The organism is Sphaerisporangium corydalis (assembly GCF_025506355.1).
GTDB classification, from domain to species: Bacteria; Actinomycetota; Actinomycetes; order Streptosporangiales; family Streptosporangiaceae; genus Sphaerisporangium; species Sphaerisporangium corydalis.
Window position 1 is genome coordinate 23865 of record NZ_JANZYP010000035.1, and the last position, 18342, is coordinate 42206.

Genomic DNA, 18342 nt, shown 5'->3' on the forward strand with positions numbered 1-18342 from the left:
CCCCCGCGGGCCCCCCCCCCCCCGGGGGGGGGGGGGGGGGGGGGGGGGGGCGCCCCCCCCCCCCCCCCCCCCCCCCCCCCCGGCGTGACATCCATCGAGAGACGTGAACGACATGACCGACGACATCCTGCGGATGCGTGGAATCACCAAGACGTTCCCCGGGGTCAAGGCGCTCCAGAACGTGAACCTGTCCGTACGCCGGGGCGAGATCCACGCCATCTGCGGCGAGAACGGCGCGGGCAAGTCGACCCTGATGAAGGTGCTGTCGGGCGTGTACCCCCACGGCTCCTACGACGGCGAGATCTTCTTCGACGGCGATCCGTGCCACTTCTCCGACATCCGGGACAGTGAGCAGCGCGGGATCGTCATCATCCACCAGGAGCTGGCGCTCTGCGCGCACCTGTCGATCGCCGAGAACATCTTCCTCGGCAACGAGCGGGCCGCCCGCGGCATGATCGACTGGAACCGCACCAACCACGAGGCCTCCGCGCTCCTGGCCCGCGTGGGGCTGCGGGAGAATCCGGTGACCCCGGTCGCCGACATCGGCGTGGGCAAGCAGCAGCTCGTGGAGATCGCCAAGGCGTTGTCCAAGGAGGTGCGGCTGCTCATCCTGGACGAGCCGACGGCCGCGCTCAACGACGAGGACTCCGCCCACCTGCTGGACCTGCTGCGCGGCCTGCGCGACCAGGGCATCACCTGCGTGATCATCTCGCACAAGCTTAACGAGATCGCGGCCATCGCCGACTCCATCAGCATCGTGCGCGACGGCCGCATGATCGAGACGCTGGACATGAAGTCCGGCGAGGTGACCGAGGACCGCATCATCGCGGGCATGGTCGGCCGCGACCTGGAGCACCGTTTCCCGCCGCACGAGCCGAACATCGGCGAGGAGGCGCTGCGCATCGAGGACTGGACCGTGCACAGCCCGACCCAGCGCGGCCGGGTGGTGGTCTCGGGGGCCAACCTTTCGGTGCGCCGCGGCGAGATCGTCGGGCTCGCCGGCCTGATGGGCGCCGGGCGCACGGAGCTGGCCATGAGCGTCTTCGGCCGCGCCTACGGCACCGGCATCAGCGGGCGCGTGTACCGGGACGGCCGCCAGGTCGAGATCCGCACGGTGGGCGACGCCATCAAGCACGGCATCGCCTACGCCACCGAGGACCGCAAGCGCTACGGCCTGAACCTGATCGAGGACATCAAGCGCAACGTCTCGGCCGCCAACCTCTTCAAGCTCGCCCGCCGCGGCTGGGTCAACGAGAACGAGGAGTACCGGGTCGCCGAGGATTTCCGGAAGAGCATGAACATCAAGGCCCCCAGCGTGCTGAGCGTCACGGGTAAGCTCAGCGGCGGCAACCAGCAGAAGGTCGTCCTGTCCAAGTGGATCTTCTCGGACGCCGACGTGCTCATCCTGGACGAGCCGACCCGCGGCATCGACGTGGGTGCCAAATACGAGATCTACACGATCATCAACCGGTTGGCCGACGAGGGTAAGGCGGTCCTGGTCATCTCCTCGGAGCTGCCCGAGCTGCTCGGCCTGTGCGACCGGATCTACGCCCTGTCCGCCGGTCGCGTCACGGGTGAGGTCCGCCGCGAGGACGCCACCCAGGAACGGTTGATGCAGTACATGACGAAGGTGCAGGAGTAGACCCGATGAGCAGTATCTCCCCGGCCAACGCCGACGTCGTCCCGGGCGGGCAGGACACGGGCCCCGCCCAGCCTCCCGGCCGCGCCTCGCTGCTCGGCATCTCCCTCAACCTGCGGCAGAGCGGCATCTACATCGCCTTCGCGCTGATCGTCGTGCTGTTCTCGGTGCTGACCGACGGTGCTCTGCTGCAGCCGCAGAACATCTCCAACGTCATCGTCCAGAACTCCTACATCCTGATCCTGTCCATCGGCATGATCCTGATCATCATCGCCGGGCACATCGACCTGTCGGTGGGCTCGGTGCTCGCGGCCACCGGCGCCATCGCCGCCGTGCTGATGGTGAACTACCACATGCCCTGGCCCCTCGCGCTGCTGCTCACGCTGATCGCGGGCGGCCTCATCGGCGCCTGGCAGGGATTCTGGATCGCCTACTTCGGCATCCCGGCGTTCATCGTCACCCTGGCCGGCATGCTGCTGTTCCGCGCGCTCACCCTCACCGTGCTGGGCAACCAGGGCATCGGCCCGTTCCCCGACGCGGTGCGCACGCTGTCCAACGGCTTCACCGACGGCTACCTGGGCAACATCGGCCTCGGCCCGCTCGGCGGCGCCGACCTGTTCAGCATCCTGCTGGGCGTCGTGGCGGTCGCCGGCATGGCCACGGCCCAGTGGCGCACCCGCGCCGCCCGGGTGCGCTACAACCAGAGCGTCGACCCGCTGGCGCTGTTCCTGCTCAAGATCGTCGTCGCCGCCGCCGTGGTCATGGCCATCGTGGTGCAGCTCGCGCGGTTCAAGAACCTCCCCTGGGTGCTGGTGCTGCTGGCCGTGCTGGTGCTCGCGTACTCCGTGATCACCACCCGTGCGGTGTTCGGCCGGCGGATCTACGCCATCGGCGGCAACCTGCAGGCGGCGGTCCTGTCCGGCGTCAAGGTCAAGTCGGTCATCTTCTGGATCTTCGTCAACATGGGGGTGCTGTCGGCCCTGGCGGGTGTCATCTTCGCGGGACGGCTCAACCAGGCCGGTCCCACGGCGGGCGGCTCGTTCGAGCTCGACGCGATCGCCGCGGCGTTCATCGGCGGCGCGGCCGTCCAGGGCGGCGTCGGCAAGGTGGTCGGCGCGATCACCGGCGGCCTCATCATGGGTGTGATCAACAACGGCATGTCCCTGATCGGGGCGCCCAGCGAGCGGGTCATGCTGGTCAAGGGCATCGTCCTGCTGGCCGCCGTCGCCTTCGACGTGTGGACCAAGCGGCGCGCCGGCAGCGCGAGCCAGTAGCGCGGCCGGGGGTCACCCCCGCGCCCGTCCGCGCGACCCCTGCGCCCGTCCGCGCGACCCCTGCGCCCGTTCGCGTGACCCCGGGGGCGTCCCGGGGTCACCACGGTAACGAGGCCGGGCGCCAGGGGGGTCCCGCATCCGACGTAGGCTGGCGGTTCGACCGGGTATGCCGTGTACGCAACCAACCAGGGGGCCCTCGTGCTCGTTGACTCCTTCGGGCGGGTGGCGACCGACCTGAGGGTCTCGCTGACCGACAAATGCAACCTCCGCTGCACCTACTGCATGCCGCCGGAGGGGCTCGACTGGCTCCCCAAGCCCGACCTGCTCACGGCCGGGGAGATCGCCCGCCTGGTGGCGATCGGCGTGGAGCGTCTGGGCGTCACCGAGGTCCGCTTCACCGGCGGCGAGCCCCTCCTGCGCCGGGAGATCGTCGAGATCGTCGCCGGCGCCGCGGCGCTGCGGCCCCGGCCCCAGGTGTCGATCACCTCCAACGGCATCGGCCTGGCCCGGGTGGCCGGGCCGCTGGCCGACGCTGGCCTGGACCGGGTCAACATCTCCCTCGACACCCTCGACCGCGAGATCTTCCTGCGCCTGGCCCACCGCGACCGGCTCCCCGACGTCCTGGCCGGCCTCGCCGCCGCCGAGGAGGCGGGGCTGCGCCCGGTGAAGGTCAACGCGGTGCTCATGCGGGGCGTCAACGACCACGAGGCCGGGCGCCTGCTGCGCTACTGCCTGGAGCACGGCTACGAGCTGCGGTTCATCGAGCAGATGCCGCTGGACGCCCAGCACGGCTGGCGCCGGGAGGACATGGTCACCGCCGACGAGATCCTCGGCCTGCTCGCCCCCGAGTTCACGCTCACCCCCGACGACCCGGGTGAGCGGGGCAGCGCCCCCGCCGAGATCTTCCTGGTGGACGGCGGCCCGGCCAGGGTCGGGGTCATCGGCTCGGTGACCCGCCCGTTCTGCGGCGCCTGCGACCGGGTGCGGCTGACCGCCGACGGCCAGGTGCGCAACTGCCTGTTCGCGACCGAGGAGTCCGACCTGCGCGGCGCCATGCGCGCGGGGGCCACCGACGACGACCTCGCCGCGCGCTGGGTCGCCGCCGTGCGCGGCAAGCGCGCCGGGCACGGCATCGACGACCCGAGCTTCCTGCAACCGGTCCGCCCCATGTCGGCCATCGGCGGCTGAGGTGCCGCCCGGAGGTCCTCCTCCCTCCCCGCGGGGCCGCCAGGCCGCCACGGGGCCGCACAGCGCCGCGCAGACCCCACCCGCCGAACGGCCCGTCGTCTTCGACGCGGTGCTGCTGGCGGGGGGCGGCGCGCGCAGGCTCGGCGGGCGGGACAAGCCCGGGGTGAGCGTGGGCGGGCTGACCCTGGTCGAGCGGGTGGCGGCGGCGGTGCCGGACGCGGTGCGCCTGGTGGTGGTCGGCCCGGCGCGCCCCGGCCTGCCCCGCGCCACGTTCGCGCGCGAGGACCCCCCGGGCGGCGGCCCGGTCCCCGCGCTTCGCGCTGGGCTTTCGCGCGTCGCCTCGCCGTGGGTGGCGCTGCTGGCCGCCGACCTGCCGTTCCTGCTCCCCGGGCACGTCACGGCGCTGTTCGGGGCCGCGGGGCCGCGCGCGGGCGCGGTGCTGGTCGACGACGGCGGGCGCGAGCAGTGGCTCACCGGCGTCTGGCGCACGGCCGCGCTGGCCGGCGCGCTCGCCGCGTACCAGGGGCGGTCCCTGCACGGGCTGCTGGCGCCGCTCGACCCGGTGCGGCTCGGCCTGCCGGTGGGCGACGACGGCCGGGTTCCGTGGTTCGATTGCGACACGATCGAGGACGTGCGGGACGCCAGGAGCCGGGTCCCGGGCGCGTCCGGCGACCGCTGACATCAGCGGGCGAGCGGTGACCCGGCCTTCCCGCTCGCCGACGACGCAGGACGAGAGGGACGCGATGAACGTGCTGGCGGAGTGGACGGCGCTGGTCTGCAAGGAACTGGGCATCGACCCCGGGCGGGTCGACCGCGACGCGGTGCTCGATCTGACCAGGGACGTCGCCCACGGGGTGGCCCGGCCGGCGGCGCCGCTGACCGCCTACCTGCTCGGGCTGGCGCAGGGCGCCGGCACCGCGCCGCCCGAGGCGCTGGACCGGCTGTCGACGCTGGCGCGCAACTGGGGTGAAGCCACGGCGGAGACGCTGGGGGACCGCTGATCCACCCGGAGCATGCGAGCCGTCCGGAGCGTGGATTCGGGGAAGACCGGCATCACGCGGATCCGGGGAAAAGGTTTTGAGATGGGCGACGCCGGGTGGTTACGGGGGCAAACCACCCGGCGTCGCTTCATCGGCGTTCCGACGGGGGCCCGGAACGCCGGCACGAGCGCTCCGACGGGGGACCAGAGCGCTTGTCTAAAGCGTACACCTACAACCCATGGGGTGCGTCAAGACTTTGTCACGACCCGATCTCGCGTCGGTGCCTTGGTATCCCGGTTTGGTTAGGTCGTTCCTCGTCGGAGGGCGGGCTCACGTCACGATTGGGCTGGTTGGCCCCAAGTACGGCAACGTACGGCAAAAAGATCGCACCGGCGACGAAGAGCGCCCTGACGGGCCACGGAACGGTGGCCACCACGGCGAGCACCAGGCACAGGGTGCGGATGCCCATCTGGATGAAGTAGCGCTTCTCCCGGCGTCCGATGTCGGCCGTCAGGGAGGGTCGCGCGTCCGTGACCTGATGTACGACCTTGCGGCCGTGCCATACCTTCACAAGTTCCACGTTAGACCCCCTATTCCAAGGTCCCGACAGCGGCCACGGAGCGCGGATCGACATACGATCAAGGCCGACGTTAGGAGAGTGGGATGAGTGATCGCACGTACCGCGTGACCGAGATCGTCGGCACGTCGTCCGAGAGCCTCGACGCGGCCGTCCGCAACGGGGTGCGCCGCGCTTCGGAGACCCTGCGCCACCTCGACTGGTTCGAGATCACCGAGGTCAGGGGTCACATCCAGGACGGCGAGGTCGGGCACTACCAGGTGGGGATGAAGGTCGGCTTCCGCCTGGAGGACTCCTGAGGCGCCCGGCGTCCCGCAGGGGCCCCTGAGGGACCGGACGCCGCCGGGGTCACTTGACACCGGGGAGTCATGAGGGACGGGCGTGACGGGCCGCCGCCGGCGCCGGGGAGGCCCCCGGCGCCGGCGGCGGGCTCAGCTCGCCTGGCTGACCGTCGACATGTTGAAGTCGGGCACCCGCAGGGCCGGCATGATCGTGCGGGTGAAGTAGTCGTTCCACTCGCGGGGGAGCGTCTGCCCCTCCCGGCCGATCTCGGTGAACCGGCCCAGCAGGTCGACCGGGCTCTCGTTGAAGCGGAAGTTGTTCACCTCCCCGACCACCTCGCCGTTCTCGACCAGGTAGACCCCGTCACGGGTCAGGCCGGTCAGCAGCAGCGACTGGGGGTCGACCTCCCGGATGTACCACAGGCAGGTGAGCAGCAGGCCGCGCTCGGTCGAGGCGACCATGTCCTCCAGCGACCGCCCGCCCTCGGGACCCGACATGATCAGGTTGTCGATCACCGGGGTCGCCGGGAGGCCGGTCAGCTCGGCGGAGTACCGGGTCTGCAGCAGGGCCGACAGCGACCCGTCGCGGACCCAGTCGGTCGGCGGCAGCGGCAGCCCGTTGTCGAACACCGACCGCTCGCGCCCGCTCGCGTGGGAGATGACGAACGGCGCGCACTCGATGCCCGCCGCCCCCGGGTCGCTGCGCAGCCGCACCGGGGAGGTGGTGAGCGACTCGCCGACGCGGGTGCCGCCGCCCGGCTTGGAGAACACCGTGCGGCCGTCGGCGGCGTCCCTGGCGCCCGCCGACCAGTAGAGGTAGATCATCAGGTCGGCCACCGCGGAGGGCGGGATCAGCGTCTCGTACCGGCCCGCGGGCAGGGCGACGCGGCGCTTGGCCCAGTCGAGGCGGCGCGAAAGAGTGGCGTTCAGCGCCGACACGTCGACGTCGGTGAAGTCCTTGGTGGCCACGCCGGTCCAGGCCGAGCGGCTCATGTCGGGCGACTTGGCGTTCAGCTCCAGGCGGCCGGTCGGCTGGTCGTGCCGCAGCCGCAGGCCGGTGGAGGACCCGACGAACGTCGAGGTGACGATGTGCTCGGCGAACCCGTACAGCTTGCGGTTGGCCGTCTCGGCCACCGCGAACGCCTCGCCGAGCGCGGGCGCGAACTCGCCGAACACCCCGATCGAGGTGGACTCGGGCGGCAGGTCCCAGCCGGGCGACTGCGCGGCGGCGACCAGCGGGCGGGCGTCCTCCGACGGCGGCGCGGTGTGCGAGGCCAGGTCGGCGGCGGTGACCACGTCGGCGAGCTGGTCGGGGCGCACCGCCGAGCGCGACACCACCCCGACGCCGCGGCCGGTCACCGAGATGACGGTGAGCTGGGACGAGCGCGCGACGCCGTTGGTGGTGAGCGTGTTGCCGGCGAAACGGAGGTTCGCGGTGGACCCCTCGTCGACGATCACGACGCAGTCGTCGGCCTTGCTGAGCGCAAGGGCACGCTCGACGGTCTCCTGAGGAGTCACTTTCCACCTTCCTGGACGGTGTTGAGGATCTTGACCCCGCGGAACAGCGCCGACGGGCACCCGTGGCTGACCGGGGCCACCTGGCCCGGCTGGCCCTTGCCGCAGTTGAACGCGCCGCCCAGGACGTAGGTGCCCGGCCCGCCGACCGCCTCCATCGACCGCCAGAACTCGGTCGTGGTGGCCTGGTAGGCGACGTCGCGCACCTGGCCGGTGAGCCGGCCGTCCTGGATGCGGTAGAACCGCTGGCCGGTGAACTGGAAGTTGTACCGCTGCATGTCGATGGACCAGCTCTTGTCGCCCATGACGTACAGGCCGCGCTCGACGCGGGAGATCAGCTCGTCGGTCGAGGGGCCGTCGATCGCGGGCTGGAGCGAGACGTTGGCCATCCGCTGGATCGCGACGTGCCCCGGCGAGTCGGCGTACCCGCACCCGTTGGAGGGCCCGAGGCCCTTGAGCAGCGCCATGCGCCGGTCGAGCTGGTAGCCCACCAGCGTGCCCTGGCGGATGATGTCGAACTGGCGCGTCGCCACGCCCTCGTCGTCGTAGCCGATCGAGGCCAGGCCGTGCTCGGCCGTGCGGTCGCCGGTGACGTTCATGATCGGGGACCCGTACGCGAGGGTGCCGAGCTTGTCGAACGTGGCGAAGCTCGTGCCGGCGTAGGCGGCCTCGTAGCCGAGCGCCCGGTCGAGCTCGGTGGCGTGCCCGATCGACTCGTGGATGGTCAGCCACAGGTTGGAGGGGTGGACCACCAGGTCGTAGGCGCCGGCCTCGACCGAGGGGGCCTTGAGCTTCTCCTCCAGCAGCTCGGGCAGGGTGGCCAGCTCGGCGGGGAAGTCCCAGCCGGTGCCGGAGAGGTACTCGTAGCCGCGGCCGGACGGCGGGGCCAGCGTGCGCATGTCGTCGAAGCGCCCGTCGGCCGCCCGCATCACCGTCAGGACGGGATGGGTCCTGACCCGCTGCTGGGTGGCGTCGGTGCCGGCGGTGTCGGCGTAGAACTTCTGCTCCTTGACCTGCATGAGCGAGGCCGAGACGTGGTCGACCCTCGGGTCCTTCAGCAGGCCGGCCGACCAGTCGCCCATGAGGTCGACCTTGTCCTTGAGCGCGACGGTGAAGGGGTCGACGTCGTAGGGCGACACCCACGTGACGCCCGCGTGGACCGGCTCGGGGGCCAGCTCGACCGGCTCGCGGTTCACCGCGGCGGCGACCTTGGCCACCTCGACGGCCTGCTCGGCGACGGCGGCCGCGGCCTCGGGGGTCAGCTCGATGCCCGCCGCGAAACCCCAGGTGCCGTCGCGGATGACCCGCACGGCGTACCCGAGGTCGTCGGCGTCGGAGGCGCCCTCGAGGCGGGCGTCGAACAGGCTCAGGGTCTCGCCGCGCACCCGTTCCAGGCGGAAGTCGGCGTGCTCGGCGCCCAGGTCACGGGCTCGTTGCAGGGCCGCGTCCGCCAGCCGCCGCAGTGGCAGGGCGAGAAAGTCGGGATCGATCTGGCGCATGTCCACGATCCTAGCCGTGTGATCTTGTACGGGGCGGATAAGGGTTTACCCCTGAGTAGGCGATAGCGTCGTGCGCATGGCTCGCTCAGTACTCGTAACCGGTGGAAACCGCGGGATCGGCCTGTCGATAGCCCGCGAGCTGGCCGCCTCAGGGGACGCCGTCGCCGTGACCTACCGCTCCGGAGAGCCCCCCGAAGGGCTGTTCGGCGTGAAGTGCGACGTGACCAGCTCCGAGGAGGTGGACCTCGCCTTCTCCAAGGCCGAGGCCGAGCACGGGCCCGTCGAGGTCGTGGTGGCCAACGCCGGCATCACCAGGGACACGCTGCTGCCGCTGATGAAGGAGGAGACCTTCACCGACGTCATCGACGCGAACCTGACGGGCTCCTACCGCGTCGCCAAGCGCGCGTGCCGCGGCATGCTGCGCATGCGCAGGGGCCGCATCATCCTGGTCTCCTCCGTGGTCGCCATGCTCGGCTCGGCCGGGCAGTCCAACTACGCCGCCTCCAAGGCGGGCATGATCGGCTTCGCCAGGTCGCTGGCCCGCGAGCTCGGGTCGCGGGGCATCACCGTCAACGTGGTCGCGCCGGGCTTCGTCGCGACCGACATGACCGCCGCGCTGGACGCGGGCCAGCAGGAGGCCATACTCAAGAACATCCCGCTGGGCCGTGCCGCGACCGCGGCCGACGTCGCGCGGGCTGTCAAGTTCCTGGCGAGCGACGACGCCGCCTACATCACCGGGGCGGTCGTCCCGGTCGACGGCGGCCTGGGAATGGGGCACTGACATGGGAATTCTCGACGGCAAACGGCTACTGGTCAGCGGCGTGCTGACCGACGCCTCGATCGCCTTCTCGGTGGCCAGGCTGGCCCAGCAGGAGGGCGCCCAGATCGTGCTCACCGGCTTCGGCCGGCTCAGCCTGGTCGAGCGCATCGCCAAGCGGCTCCCCGAGCCGCCGCCGGTGGTCGAGCTCGACGTGCAGAACACCGAGCACCTCGACACCCTCGCCGACCGCGTCGGCGAGCACATCGGCGGCCTCGACGGCGTGGTCCACTCGATCGGCTTCGCGCCGCAGACCGCGCTCGGCGGCAACTTCCTCAACACCAGCTGGGAGGACGTGGCGACGGCCGTGCACGTCTCCACGTTCTCGTTCAAGTCGCTGGCGGTCGCCTGCCTGCCGCTGATGAAGGACGGCGGCGCCGTCGTCGGCCTCGACTTCGACGCCACCAAGGCCTGGCCCGTGTACGACTGGATGGGCGTGGCCAAGGCCGGCCTGGAGTCCTGCTCGCGCTACCTCGCCCGCGACCTCGGCAAGCACGGCATCCGGGTGAACCTCGTGGCGGCGGGCCCACTGCGCACCATGGCCGCCAGGAGCATCCCCGGGTTCACCGACTTCGAGGAGAGCTGGCCGGCCAAGGCCCCCCTCGGGTGGAACCTCGCCGACCCGCTGCCCGCCGCCAAGGCGTGCGTGGCGCTGCTGTCGGACTGGTTCCCCGCCACGACGGGCGAGATCGTGCACGTCGACGGCGGCGTCCACGCCATGGGCACCTGACGCCGGAACCTCCCGGGCGTCCCGCACGGGGACGCCCGGCGCGCGCACGCGGGTACGCGACCGCGGACGGGTAGGCGGGCACGCGGCCGGGTACGCGGGCCGGGTGCCTCAGGCCAGCCGGTGGCGGCCGGTGTCGGGGCGGCGCAGGCCGTCGAAGGGCATCGACTGGGGCCCGCTGTCGTCGCGGCGCGCCTGCACGATGCGGGTCACCAGGATGGCCGAGGCCAGCAGCACCGCCGTCAGCGCGGTGCCCACGACGTCGTAGGGCCGCGTCGGCACCACCTTGTGCGCGTCGAGGCGGCCCGCCAGCACCGGAAGGGGCTGCCCCGGCCACAGCGGGATCAGCGGCGGCGCCTCCACGTCGGCCGAGGGCCGCCTCACCGGCGGGGACGAAGGCGCGGCGCGCCCTCCCGCGTCACGACCGGAGCCGCCCGCGGCCGTGCCGGTCCTCGGCGTCGGGCGGGCCTCACCCGACGGCCGCGAGGGCGCCGTCTCCCGGGCGGGGGGCGAGGCGGGCTCGGTGGCCGTCCTGGAACGGTCCCGGGGGGCCGGGGCCTGCGGGGACGGCGAGGGCCGGGCGTCCTGCGCGCAGTCGGGAGGCGTGACCACCGGCAGGCACGCGGTGTCGACGGGCACGCCGAGCACGCTCGCCCCCGCGGCCTCGCTCGGCTCCGGCGACGGGGTCGCCGAGGCCGACGGCGAAGGCGCGGGCGTCGGCTCGCCGGTGACCTGCGGTGTCTGCTCCTCCACGGTGTCGGCGAGCGGCGACGGCGCCTCCTCGGGCGGCTCGGTGGCTTCGGTGGAATCGGTGACCGGCGAGGAACCGTCGCCGGCGAGCTCGGGGACGGTGTCGGCGACCTGGCCCGCCAGATCGCACACCTCCCCGGCCAGGCTGGACACGGGGTTCCCGCCCCTGTCGCAGTCGGTCACCCGCTGCGACGCCGCCAGGACGGGGCTCGCCGCCATCAGCACCGTGCCCCCGCTCAGCGCCAACGCCAGCGCTCCCGCCGAAATGGCGGTCGTGCCCTTACGCATGGTTCCCCTCCATCGTCTTCCACACGCGCAACGGAGGCGCGGGCTCCCCTCCCGCCACCTCCAAGACCATCGTGTTGCACCACGCCGGTCTTTCCCCGAAAAGATGCGATTCGGTATCGAGTAGTGATACGCGAACGCGATTCCCGTTCCGCGGCTCGCGAGGCCGCGCCCCGGGCCGCGCGCACACCGCCTCAGTCGACGGCCGACACGTCGTCCAGCGCCTCGCGGATCTCCATCGGCAACGTCAGCTCCTCCGCTTGCAGCACGCCCTTGAGCTGGGCGTGGGTGCGCGCCCCGACGATGGCCGCGGCCACCCCCGGCTGGTCGCGCACCCAGGACAGGGCCACCGCCAGCGGGGACACCCCGAGCCCCTCGGCGGCGGTGGTGACCGACTCCACGACGCGGCGGCACCGCTCGTCCAGATAGGGCTGGACGAAGTCGGCGAAGTGCGGCGTCGCCGCCCGCGAGTCGGCGGGGATGCCCACGCGGTACTTGCCGGTCAGCACGCCCCGCCCGAGCGGCGACCAGGCCAGCACCCCGGCCCCGACGTGCTCGGCGGCGGCCAGGACCTCGCGCTCGGCGTCCCTGGCGAGCAGGGAGTACTCCACCTGGGCGGACACGATCGGCGCGCGCCCGGCCGCGGTGCGCTGCCACACCCCCGCCGCGGCGAGCTGCCACCCCGCGTAGTTGCACACCCCGGCGTACATCGTGCGCCCCGAGGAGACGGCGGTGTCCACGGCCGCCAGGGTCTCCTCCAGGGGCACCTCGGGGTCGAAGGCGTGGAGCTGCCACAGGTCGACCTCGTCGACCCCGAGCCGGCCGAGGGAGGCGTCCAGCGCCGAGATGAGGCCCCTGCGGGAGGCGTCCCTGGACCGTGGGCCCCGCGGCGTCAGGACGGACTTGGTCGCGACGACCATCTCCGAGCGCGGCACCGAGTCGCGCAGCAGGCGGCCGAGCAGCAGCTCGGCGTCACCGCCGGCGTAGACGTCGGCGGTGTCGACGAGGGTTCCGCCGGCCTCGGCGAAGGCGACGAGCTGCGCGGCGGCCTCCTCGGCGCCGGTGTCACGTCCCCAGGTCATGGTGCCCAGCCCCACCCGTGACACCGTCAGACCGCTACGACCGACCAATCGCTGATCCATGATCCGGCCAGGCTACCGCGTCGGACGTCTCACTTCCCTCGATGGCCCGGGGACGCGCCCTGGGCGCCCCACCTGCCCTAGGCTGGCCCGCACTATGGACGCACTGCAAGCGATCGTGCTCGGGATCGTTCAGGGGCTGACCGAGTTCCTGCCGATCTCCAGCTCCGCCCATCTGCTCATCGTTCCCCGGCTCTTCGGCTGGGCCGACCCGGGCGCCGCGTTCACCGCGGTGATCCAGCTCGGCACCATGCTGGCCGTCGTCATCTACTTCTGGCGCGACATCGTGCGCATCGTGTGGACCTGGCTGCGCAGCCTGTGGACCCCCGAGCTGCGCGGCGAGCTGGACGCGCGCATGGGCTGGTACATCGGCCTAGGGACGGTGCCGCTAGGCGTGCTCGGGCTGGTGTTCAAGCACCAGATCGAGGGGCCGGCGCGCAACCTGTGGCTCAACGCGAGCATCCTGATCGTCTTCGGCCTGCTCCTGCTGCTGGCCGAGCAGGTGGGGCGGCGGCGCCTGCCCATCGAGTCCCTGACCCTGAAGGACGGCCTCATCATCGGCGGGTTCCAGGCGCTCGCCCTGGTGCCGGGCGCCTCGCGGTCGGGGTCGACCATCACCGGCGGGCTGTTCCTCGGCTTCACCCGCGAGGCCGCCGCCCGCTACTCCTTCCTGCTGTCCATCCCGGCCGTGGTGCTGTCGGGGCTGTTCGAGCTGAAGGACGTCGGCGCGGGCGCCGGGCCCGACCTCGTGCCGACCCTGATCGCCACCGCCGTGTCGTTCGTCGTCGGGTACGCCTCGATCGCCTGGCTGCTCCGCTACATCACCAAGCATTCCATGATGGTTTTTGTCACCTATCGGGTCTTCATCGGCGCCTTCTTGTTGACACTGTTGTCTCTAGGGGTGATCACAGCCCAATAGGCTTTGCTTTGTGACCACTTTGCTTCTGGTGCGACACGGGCTCACGGACCTGACCGGGCCGGTGCTCGCCGGGTGGACCCCCGGGGTCCACCTGAGCGAGCGCGGGCGGGCCCAGGCCGCCGCACTCGCGGCCCGGCTGACCCCGCTGAGCCTCGACGCGATCGTGTCCAGCCCTCTCGAACGCTGCCAGGAGACGGCCCTGGCCGTCCTGCACGGGCGCGAGGGCCTCAAGCTCGAAAGCGACGACCGCTTCGGCGAGTGCGGGTACGGCGAGTGGACCGGCCGCCCGCTGAAGGAGCTGGCCGAGGACCCGCTGTGGCGGGTCGTGCAGCAGCACCCGAGCGCGGTGGTCTTCCCCGGCGGGGAGTCGCTGGCGGGCGTGCAGCGCCGCGCCGTCGCCGGGGTGCGGCACTGGAACGCCAAGCTCGGCGAGAACGCGACCTACATGGTGTGCAGCCACGGCGACGTCATCAAGGCGATCGTGGCGGACGCCATGGGGCTGCATCTGGACCAGTTCCAGCGCATCACCGCCGATCCCGCGTCGCTCACGGTGATCCGGTACACCGCGCTGCGGCCTTTCATCCTCAGAGTCAACGACATAGGCGGCGGGGTGGAGAACATCCTCCCCCCGGCTCCCCCGCCTGAGGGTTCGGAGCACCAAGACGGGGGAGAAAAATTCACCGAGAGCGACGCCGCTGTCGGCGGCGGAGCCGGGACCACGTAAGGTCGGGCTATGCCGGTCTTCGACTACGATCCGCCAGACAGGTTCGTGGCCGGTGCCGTTGGGCAACCGGGATCACGCGCCTTCTTTTTGCAAGCCCGCGGCCAGGGGCGTGTGACGACGGTGGGCTTGGAGAAGTTCCAGGTCGCGGTACTGGCCGATCGGCTCGACGAGCTGCTCGACGAGGTGCTGCGCCGGAGCGGGGGCACCGCCCCGGTGCCCGCGATGGCACCGGTGGAGCTCGCCGACCAGGCTCCGCTCGACCTGCCCCTGGACGAGGACTTCCGGGTGGGCACCATGGCGCTGGCATGGGACCCCGACACCTCGCAGGTCGTGATCGAGGCGCAGGAGGCCGGGGAGGACGACGAGGAGCCCCCGGAGGTGGATCCCGACCGGCCGGAATCGGCCGTCCTGCGGGTCCACATCAGCGCCGCCGCCGCCCGCGCGTTCACCCAGCGGGCTCTGGAGATCGTCGCGGCCGGACGGCCGCCGTGCCCGCTGTGCGGGCAGCCACTCGACGCGGAGGGACACATCTGCGTTCGCCTGAACGGCCACCGGGGGGACAGTACGTGAGTGCAGAGAGCGACCCCCGGCTCAGTAGCATCCCCGGATCGTCCGGGCTCGACGACGTCTCCGCCCTGCGCCTGCTGCGCGAGGGCACCATCGAGGTGGCCGGGCGCCTGGTCGAGGCGACCAACATGACGCTCTACTGCTCCATACGCCTGGACGGCCTCATCGCCGAGTGCGTGTACAAACCGGTCAGGGGCGAGCGGCCCCTGTGGGACTTCCCCGACGGCACCCTGGCCGCGCGCGAGGTCGCCGCCTTCGAGGTCTCGGCGGCCACCGGCTGGCGCATCGTGCCGCCGAGCGTCTACCGCGACGGCCCGTTCGGCCCGGGAATGTGCCAGCTGTGGATCGACACCGACCCCGACGCCGACCTGATGGCCCTGATCCGCAGCCGCGACCCCGTGCTGCGCCGCATGGCGATCTTCGACGCGGTGGTCAACAACGCCGACCGCAAGGGCGGCCACCTCCTGCCCCTGCCCGACGGGCACATCTACGGCGTGGACCACGGGGTCTGCTTCTCCTCGGAGGACAAGCTGCGCACCGTGCTGTGGCAGTGGCGCGGCAAGCCGCTTCCCCGCGAGGCGGTGAACGTCCTGGCCCGGCTGGAGCGCGAGATCGAGCGCGGCAGGCTCGGGCGGCGGCTGCGCGAGCTGCTGACGCTCGCGGAGGTGGAGGCGACGTGGGAACGCGTCCGCCGCCTGCTCAGCACCGGCATCCACCCCTTCCCCTCCGAGGACTGGCCCGCGATCCCCTGGCCGCCCATCTGACCGTCCGCCCCTCCGGCCCCCGTCCGTCCTCTTTCGGCCGCTGATCCTCTCCGGCCGCTGATCCCGGTCGTCCGCGCGTGCCCCGCGGCCCTCGGGGGCGTAGGGTTTCGGGGGAGTCCATCTCTACCCACCCCGGAGGGAACGGACATGTGCACGGTGATCGTCGGCTTCGAGCCCGGCGCGCGTACCCCCCTGGTGATCGCCGGTGTGCGCGACGAGATCCTGTCGCGGCCCTGGGAGCCTCCCGCGGCGCACTGGCCCGGGTTCCCCGGCCTGGTCGGCGGGCGCGACCTGTCGGGCGGCGGCACCTGGCTGGCCGTCGACCCCGGCGCCCCGAGGGTCGCGGCGCTGCTGAACGGGCGCGGGCGCGAGGCACCTGAGGACGTCCGCAGGTCCAGGGGCGACCTGCCGCTGCGCGCGGTGACGGCCGGCGAGCTCCCCGAGGGCGACCTGTCGTGCTACGACCCCTTCCATCTCATCGTCGCCGACCCCGGCGGGGTGCGGCTGTGGAGCTGGGACGGGGAGCGGGTGAGCGACGGCAAGCTCCCCGCCGGCGTGCACGTCGTGGTCAACAGCGGGTGGGAGCGCGGCAGGGACGATCCCCGGGTGGCCTGGTTCCGGCCGCGCTTCGCCTCGGCCGCGTGGCCCTCCGCCCGCGACGGCGAGAGCGCGTGGGCGCCGTGGCGGGAGCTGGCGTCCGGAGCGGGCCTGGACACCTCCGACCCGAGGGCGCTGGTGGTCCGCAGCGAGCTGCCGGACGGGAGCGTGTGGGGCACGTCCTCGATCACGCTGGTCGCCCTCGGCGAGGACGCGCTGCGCTACGACTTCTGCCCCGACCCGGCCGACCCGTCGTCGTGGTACGGCGTCCTGCGGTCGGAGGTCCCCGGGTAGCGTCCCGGCGCCGCCCCGCGTGGTCAGCACAGCACCCCGCCCCACATGATGGTCACGGTCCTGTCGCCCCCGTTGGAGCGGATCCGGACCTTGGAGGTGCTGCAGAAGGTCGTCCCGTACGCGGTGATGGTCGTGGCGCCCCCGGCGGCGATCCGGCCCTTGGTCGAGCTCAGCACGCTGCCCTCGGTGATGGACGCGCGCCACTTCACGGCCGCGCCCTTCGCCCGGAGCTTGATGTTCACGTAGAAGATGTAGTCGGAGCGGACCCGCACCTTGACGGGGCTGACCGACAGCACCGGCTTGTAGATCCGGGTGGTCGAGGACTCCCAGTTCGGCGCCACGTCCTTGGTCGCCTTGGGCGTGCTCTCGGCGGGGGAGGGCACCGGCGTCGGCTCGGGGTCGGCGCTCGGGGAGGCCGACGGCAGCGCGGTGATCCGGCCGCCGGAACCCAGCGGGGGCGCCAGGGCGGCGCCGGGTATCGTCCTGCCGGACGGGCCGCCGGGCGCGGCCACGACCGCGATCGCGATGACGGCGACCACCAGGGCCCCGGCGGCGGCGATGACGCGGTTGCGCCGCCGCAGGCGCCTGAGCCGCGCCAGGGCCTGCCGGTCCGGCGCGGCCTCCGCCGGGCCCTCCGGGTACCGGGACGGCCCCTCAGGGCCGGGTCGCGGCCCCGGATCGGGCACGGCGTCGCGGGGGGCGCCCTGCGGGGGCCTCGGCCACAGCGGCATCGAGCTCAGCGGGATCGGCCCGGCGTACGGGGGAGGCGGTCCCTGCGGGCCCTGCGGCCCCGACGGCAGGGGAGCGGCCGAGGACGGCCGCGGCGGCGGCAGGGGAGAGCCCGAGGACGGCGGCCGAGGGGGCGGTGGCAGGGGCCTCGCCGGAGGCGGCGGCAGGGCCGGTTGGGGCGGTGCCATGGCCGGCGGCACGGGCGGCGGAGGCGGGGACGCGGGCATGGTCCACGCCGGGCGCCGTGGCGCCGGGGAGGGGGAGGGGCCCGGGGCGCCGTACGGCAGGCCGGCCAGCACCTCGCGGGCGGAGGGCCGGCCGGCGGGGTTGGTGTCCAGGCAGGCGGCGACGGCGGCGAGCAGCGGGCCCGCGAGCGCCGAGAGCTCGGGCACGCCCTTCAGGACGCGGTCGGCCACGGCGGGGACCGGGTCCTGGCCGAACGGCGCGCGCCCGGTCGCGGCGTGGACCAGCGTGCCGGCCCACGCGAACATGTCGCTCTCGGGGCCGGCGGCCGTCCCCGTCAGGCGTTCGGGCGCGATGTACGGCGAGGTGCTCGCGGGGCCGGCGCCCGGGCGGGAGCCCTCCAGCGCGCGGCCGACGCCGAAGTCGATCACCCGGGGACCGTCCGGGCCCAGCAGCACGCATCCGGGCTGGAAGTCGCCGTGGGTCACGCCCGCCTCGTGGATGGCCACCAGGGCCGCCAGGGTGGAGACGGCCAGCCCGGCGAGCTCGCTGCCCGGGTAGGGGCCGTGCTTGACCACCGCGTCCGCCAGCGAGGGGCCCTCGATGTACTCGCTCGCGTAGTACAGGCGGCTGTCGTGGATGCCGTAGGCCAGGACGCGGGCGGCGTAGGGGCCGGTCACCCGCTGCGCCTGCCGCAGCTCGGTGCCGAACGACCGCCGCACGCGGGCGTCGTCGGAGAACCGGCGGTGCAGCAGTTTCACCGCCACCGGCTCACCCGACTCGGTCTCCGCGGCGTAGACGACCCCCTGGCCGCCCTCGCCGATCCGTCCTGTCACCCGGTAGGAGGCGATCTGGGTGGGATCAGCGGGTCCTAGGGGCTTGAAAGCCGGCAAA

At 72.8% G+C, this 18342-nt stretch carries 19 protein-coding genes; 13 read left to right on the forward strand and 6 right to left on the reverse strand.

Translation table 11 applies throughout. The features are described from left to right. The first annotated feature begins 112 nt into the window (after window positions 1-112). The 5 genes from mmsA to NYZ98_RS23040 all read left to right on the forward strand — a co-directional run bounded on the left by mmsA (window position 113) and on the right by NYZ98_RS23040 (window position 5102). Window positions 113-1642 (forward strand): multiple monosaccharide ABC transporter ATP-binding protein, encoded by a 1530-nt coding sequence (mmsA, locus tag NYZ98_RS23020; protein WP_262844943.1) that lies wholly within the window; start codon window positions 113-115, stop codon window positions 1640-1642. 5 nt (window positions 1643-1647) lie between these two features. Continuing rightward, entirely contained in the window at window positions 1648-2913 is a 1266-nt protein-coding gene (mmsB, locus tag NYZ98_RS23025; protein WP_262844944.1) for a multiple monosaccharide ABC transporter permease, read from the forward strand. 198 nt (window positions 2914-3111) lie between these two features. Then, a complete protein-coding gene (gene moaA / locus NYZ98_RS23030; protein WP_262844945.1) occupies window positions 3112-4101 on the forward strand; it encodes a GTP 3',8-cyclase MoaA in 990 nt (329 codons plus the stop codon). A 109-nt stretch (window positions 4102-4210) separates the two neighbouring features. Then, window positions 4211-4780 carry a molybdenum cofactor guanylyltransferase gene (mobA, locus tag NYZ98_RS23035; RefSeq protein ID WP_262845025.1) on the forward strand — a complete coding sequence of 190 codons (570 nt, stop codon included), beginning with the start codon at window positions 4211-4213 and terminating at the stop codon, window positions 4778-4780. A 16-nt stretch (window positions 4781-4796) separates the two neighbouring features. Further along, window positions 4797-5102, forward strand: a complete 306-nt coding sequence (locus tag NYZ98_RS23040) for a DUF6457 domain-containing protein (protein WP_316249597.1) — start codon at window positions 4797-4799, stop codon at window positions 5100-5102. Window positions 5103-5340: 238 nt separating this feature from the next. Here the strand turns inward: NYZ98_RS23040 and NYZ98_RS23045 are convergent, their stop codons facing one another. After that, window positions 5341-5661, reverse strand: a complete 321-nt coding sequence (locus tag NYZ98_RS23045; protein ID WP_262844947.1) for a DUF3099 domain-containing protein — start codon at window positions 5659-5661, stop codon at window positions 5341-5343. 83 nt (window positions 5662-5744) lie between these two features. On the opposite strand from NYZ98_RS23045, the gene NYZ98_RS23050 reads away from it, so the two are divergent. Then, window positions 5745-5957 (forward strand): dodecin, encoded by a 213-nt coding sequence (locus NYZ98_RS23050; RefSeq protein WP_262844948.1) that lies wholly within the window; start codon window positions 5745-5747, stop codon window positions 5955-5957. Between the two features lie 132 nt (window positions 5958-6089). Here NYZ98_RS23050 and NYZ98_RS23055 read toward each other — a convergent pair whose 3' ends face one another. Next, complete coding sequence (locus NYZ98_RS23055; RefSeq protein WP_262844949.1) at window positions 6090-7457, reverse strand: metallopeptidase TldD-related protein; 1368 nt, start codon at window positions 7455-7457, stop codon at window positions 6090-6092. Next, the gene (locus NYZ98_RS23060) at window positions 7454-8953 is read right to left on the reverse strand and encodes a TldD/PmbA family protein (protein WP_262844950.1); all 1500 of its coding nucleotides are present in this window, start codon (window positions 8951-8953) and stop codon (window positions 7454-7456) included. Before NYZ98_RS23060 ends, NYZ98_RS23055 begins: the two co-directional genes overlap by 4 nt. A gap of 76 nt (window positions 8954-9029) precedes the next feature. Between NYZ98_RS23060 and fabG the strand changes: the two genes are divergently transcribed. Next, a complete protein-coding gene (fabG, locus tag NYZ98_RS23065) occupies window positions 9030-9734 on the forward strand; it encodes a 3-oxoacyl-ACP reductase FabG (RefSeq protein WP_262844952.1) in 705 nt (234 codons plus the stop codon). Window position 9735: 1 nt separating this feature from the next. Beyond that, entirely contained in the window at window positions 9736-10500 is a 765-nt protein-coding gene (gene fabI, locus NYZ98_RS23070) for an enoyl-ACP reductase FabI (protein WP_262844954.1), read from the forward strand. Between the two features lie 108 nt (window positions 10501-10608). On the opposite strand, the gene NYZ98_RS23075 is transcribed toward fabI, so the two are convergent. Then, complete coding sequence (locus NYZ98_RS23075) at window positions 10609-11535, reverse strand: hypothetical protein (protein WP_262844955.1); 927 nt, start codon at window positions 11533-11535, stop codon at window positions 10609-10611. A gap of 191 nt (window positions 11536-11726) precedes the next feature. Beyond that, window positions 11727-12674 (reverse strand): aldo/keto reductase, encoded by a 948-nt coding sequence (locus tag NYZ98_RS23080; RefSeq protein WP_262844956.1) that lies wholly within the window; start codon window positions 12672-12674, stop codon window positions 11727-11729. Between the two features lie 94 nt (window positions 12675-12768). Between NYZ98_RS23080 and NYZ98_RS23085 the strand changes: the two genes are divergently transcribed. The 5 genes from NYZ98_RS23085 to NYZ98_RS23105 all read left to right on the forward strand — a co-directional run bounded on the left by NYZ98_RS23085 (window position 12769) and on the right by NYZ98_RS23105 (window position 16536). Further along, window positions 12769-13590, forward strand: a complete 822-nt coding sequence (locus NYZ98_RS23085) for an undecaprenyl-diphosphate phosphatase (protein ID WP_262844957.1) — start codon at window positions 12769-12771, stop codon at window positions 13588-13590. 10 nt (window positions 13591-13600) lie between these two features. Next, entirely contained in the window at window positions 13601-14314 is a 714-nt protein-coding gene (locus NYZ98_RS23090) for an MSMEG_4193 family putative phosphomutase (RefSeq protein ID WP_262844958.1), read from the forward strand. A 9-nt stretch (window positions 14315-14323) separates the two neighbouring features. Then, the gene (locus NYZ98_RS23095; RefSeq protein WP_262844959.1) at window positions 14324-14884 is read left to right on the forward strand and encodes a DUF3090 domain-containing protein; all 561 of its coding nucleotides are present in this window, start codon (window positions 14324-14326) and stop codon (window positions 14882-14884) included. After that, a complete protein-coding gene (locus NYZ98_RS23100) occupies window positions 14881-15645 on the forward strand; it encodes an SCO1664 family protein (protein ID WP_262844960.1) in 765 nt (254 codons plus the stop codon). The genes NYZ98_RS23095 and NYZ98_RS23100 overlap by 4 nt, the downstream gene beginning before the upstream one ends. Before the next feature lie 147 nt (window positions 15646-15792). Then, window positions 15793-16536 carry an NRDE family protein gene (locus tag NYZ98_RS23105; protein WP_262844961.1) on the forward strand — a complete coding sequence of 248 codons (744 nt, stop codon included), beginning with the start codon at window positions 15793-15795 and terminating at the stop codon, window positions 16534-16536. 23 nt (window positions 16537-16559) lie between these two features. Here NYZ98_RS23105 and NYZ98_RS23110 read toward each other — a convergent pair whose 3' ends face one another. Continuing rightward, window positions 16560-18341 (reverse strand): serine/threonine-protein kinase, encoded by a 1782-nt coding sequence (locus NYZ98_RS23110; RefSeq protein WP_262844962.1) that lies wholly within the window; start codon window positions 18339-18341, stop codon window positions 16560-16562. Between the last annotated feature and the right edge of the window lies 1 nt (window position 18342).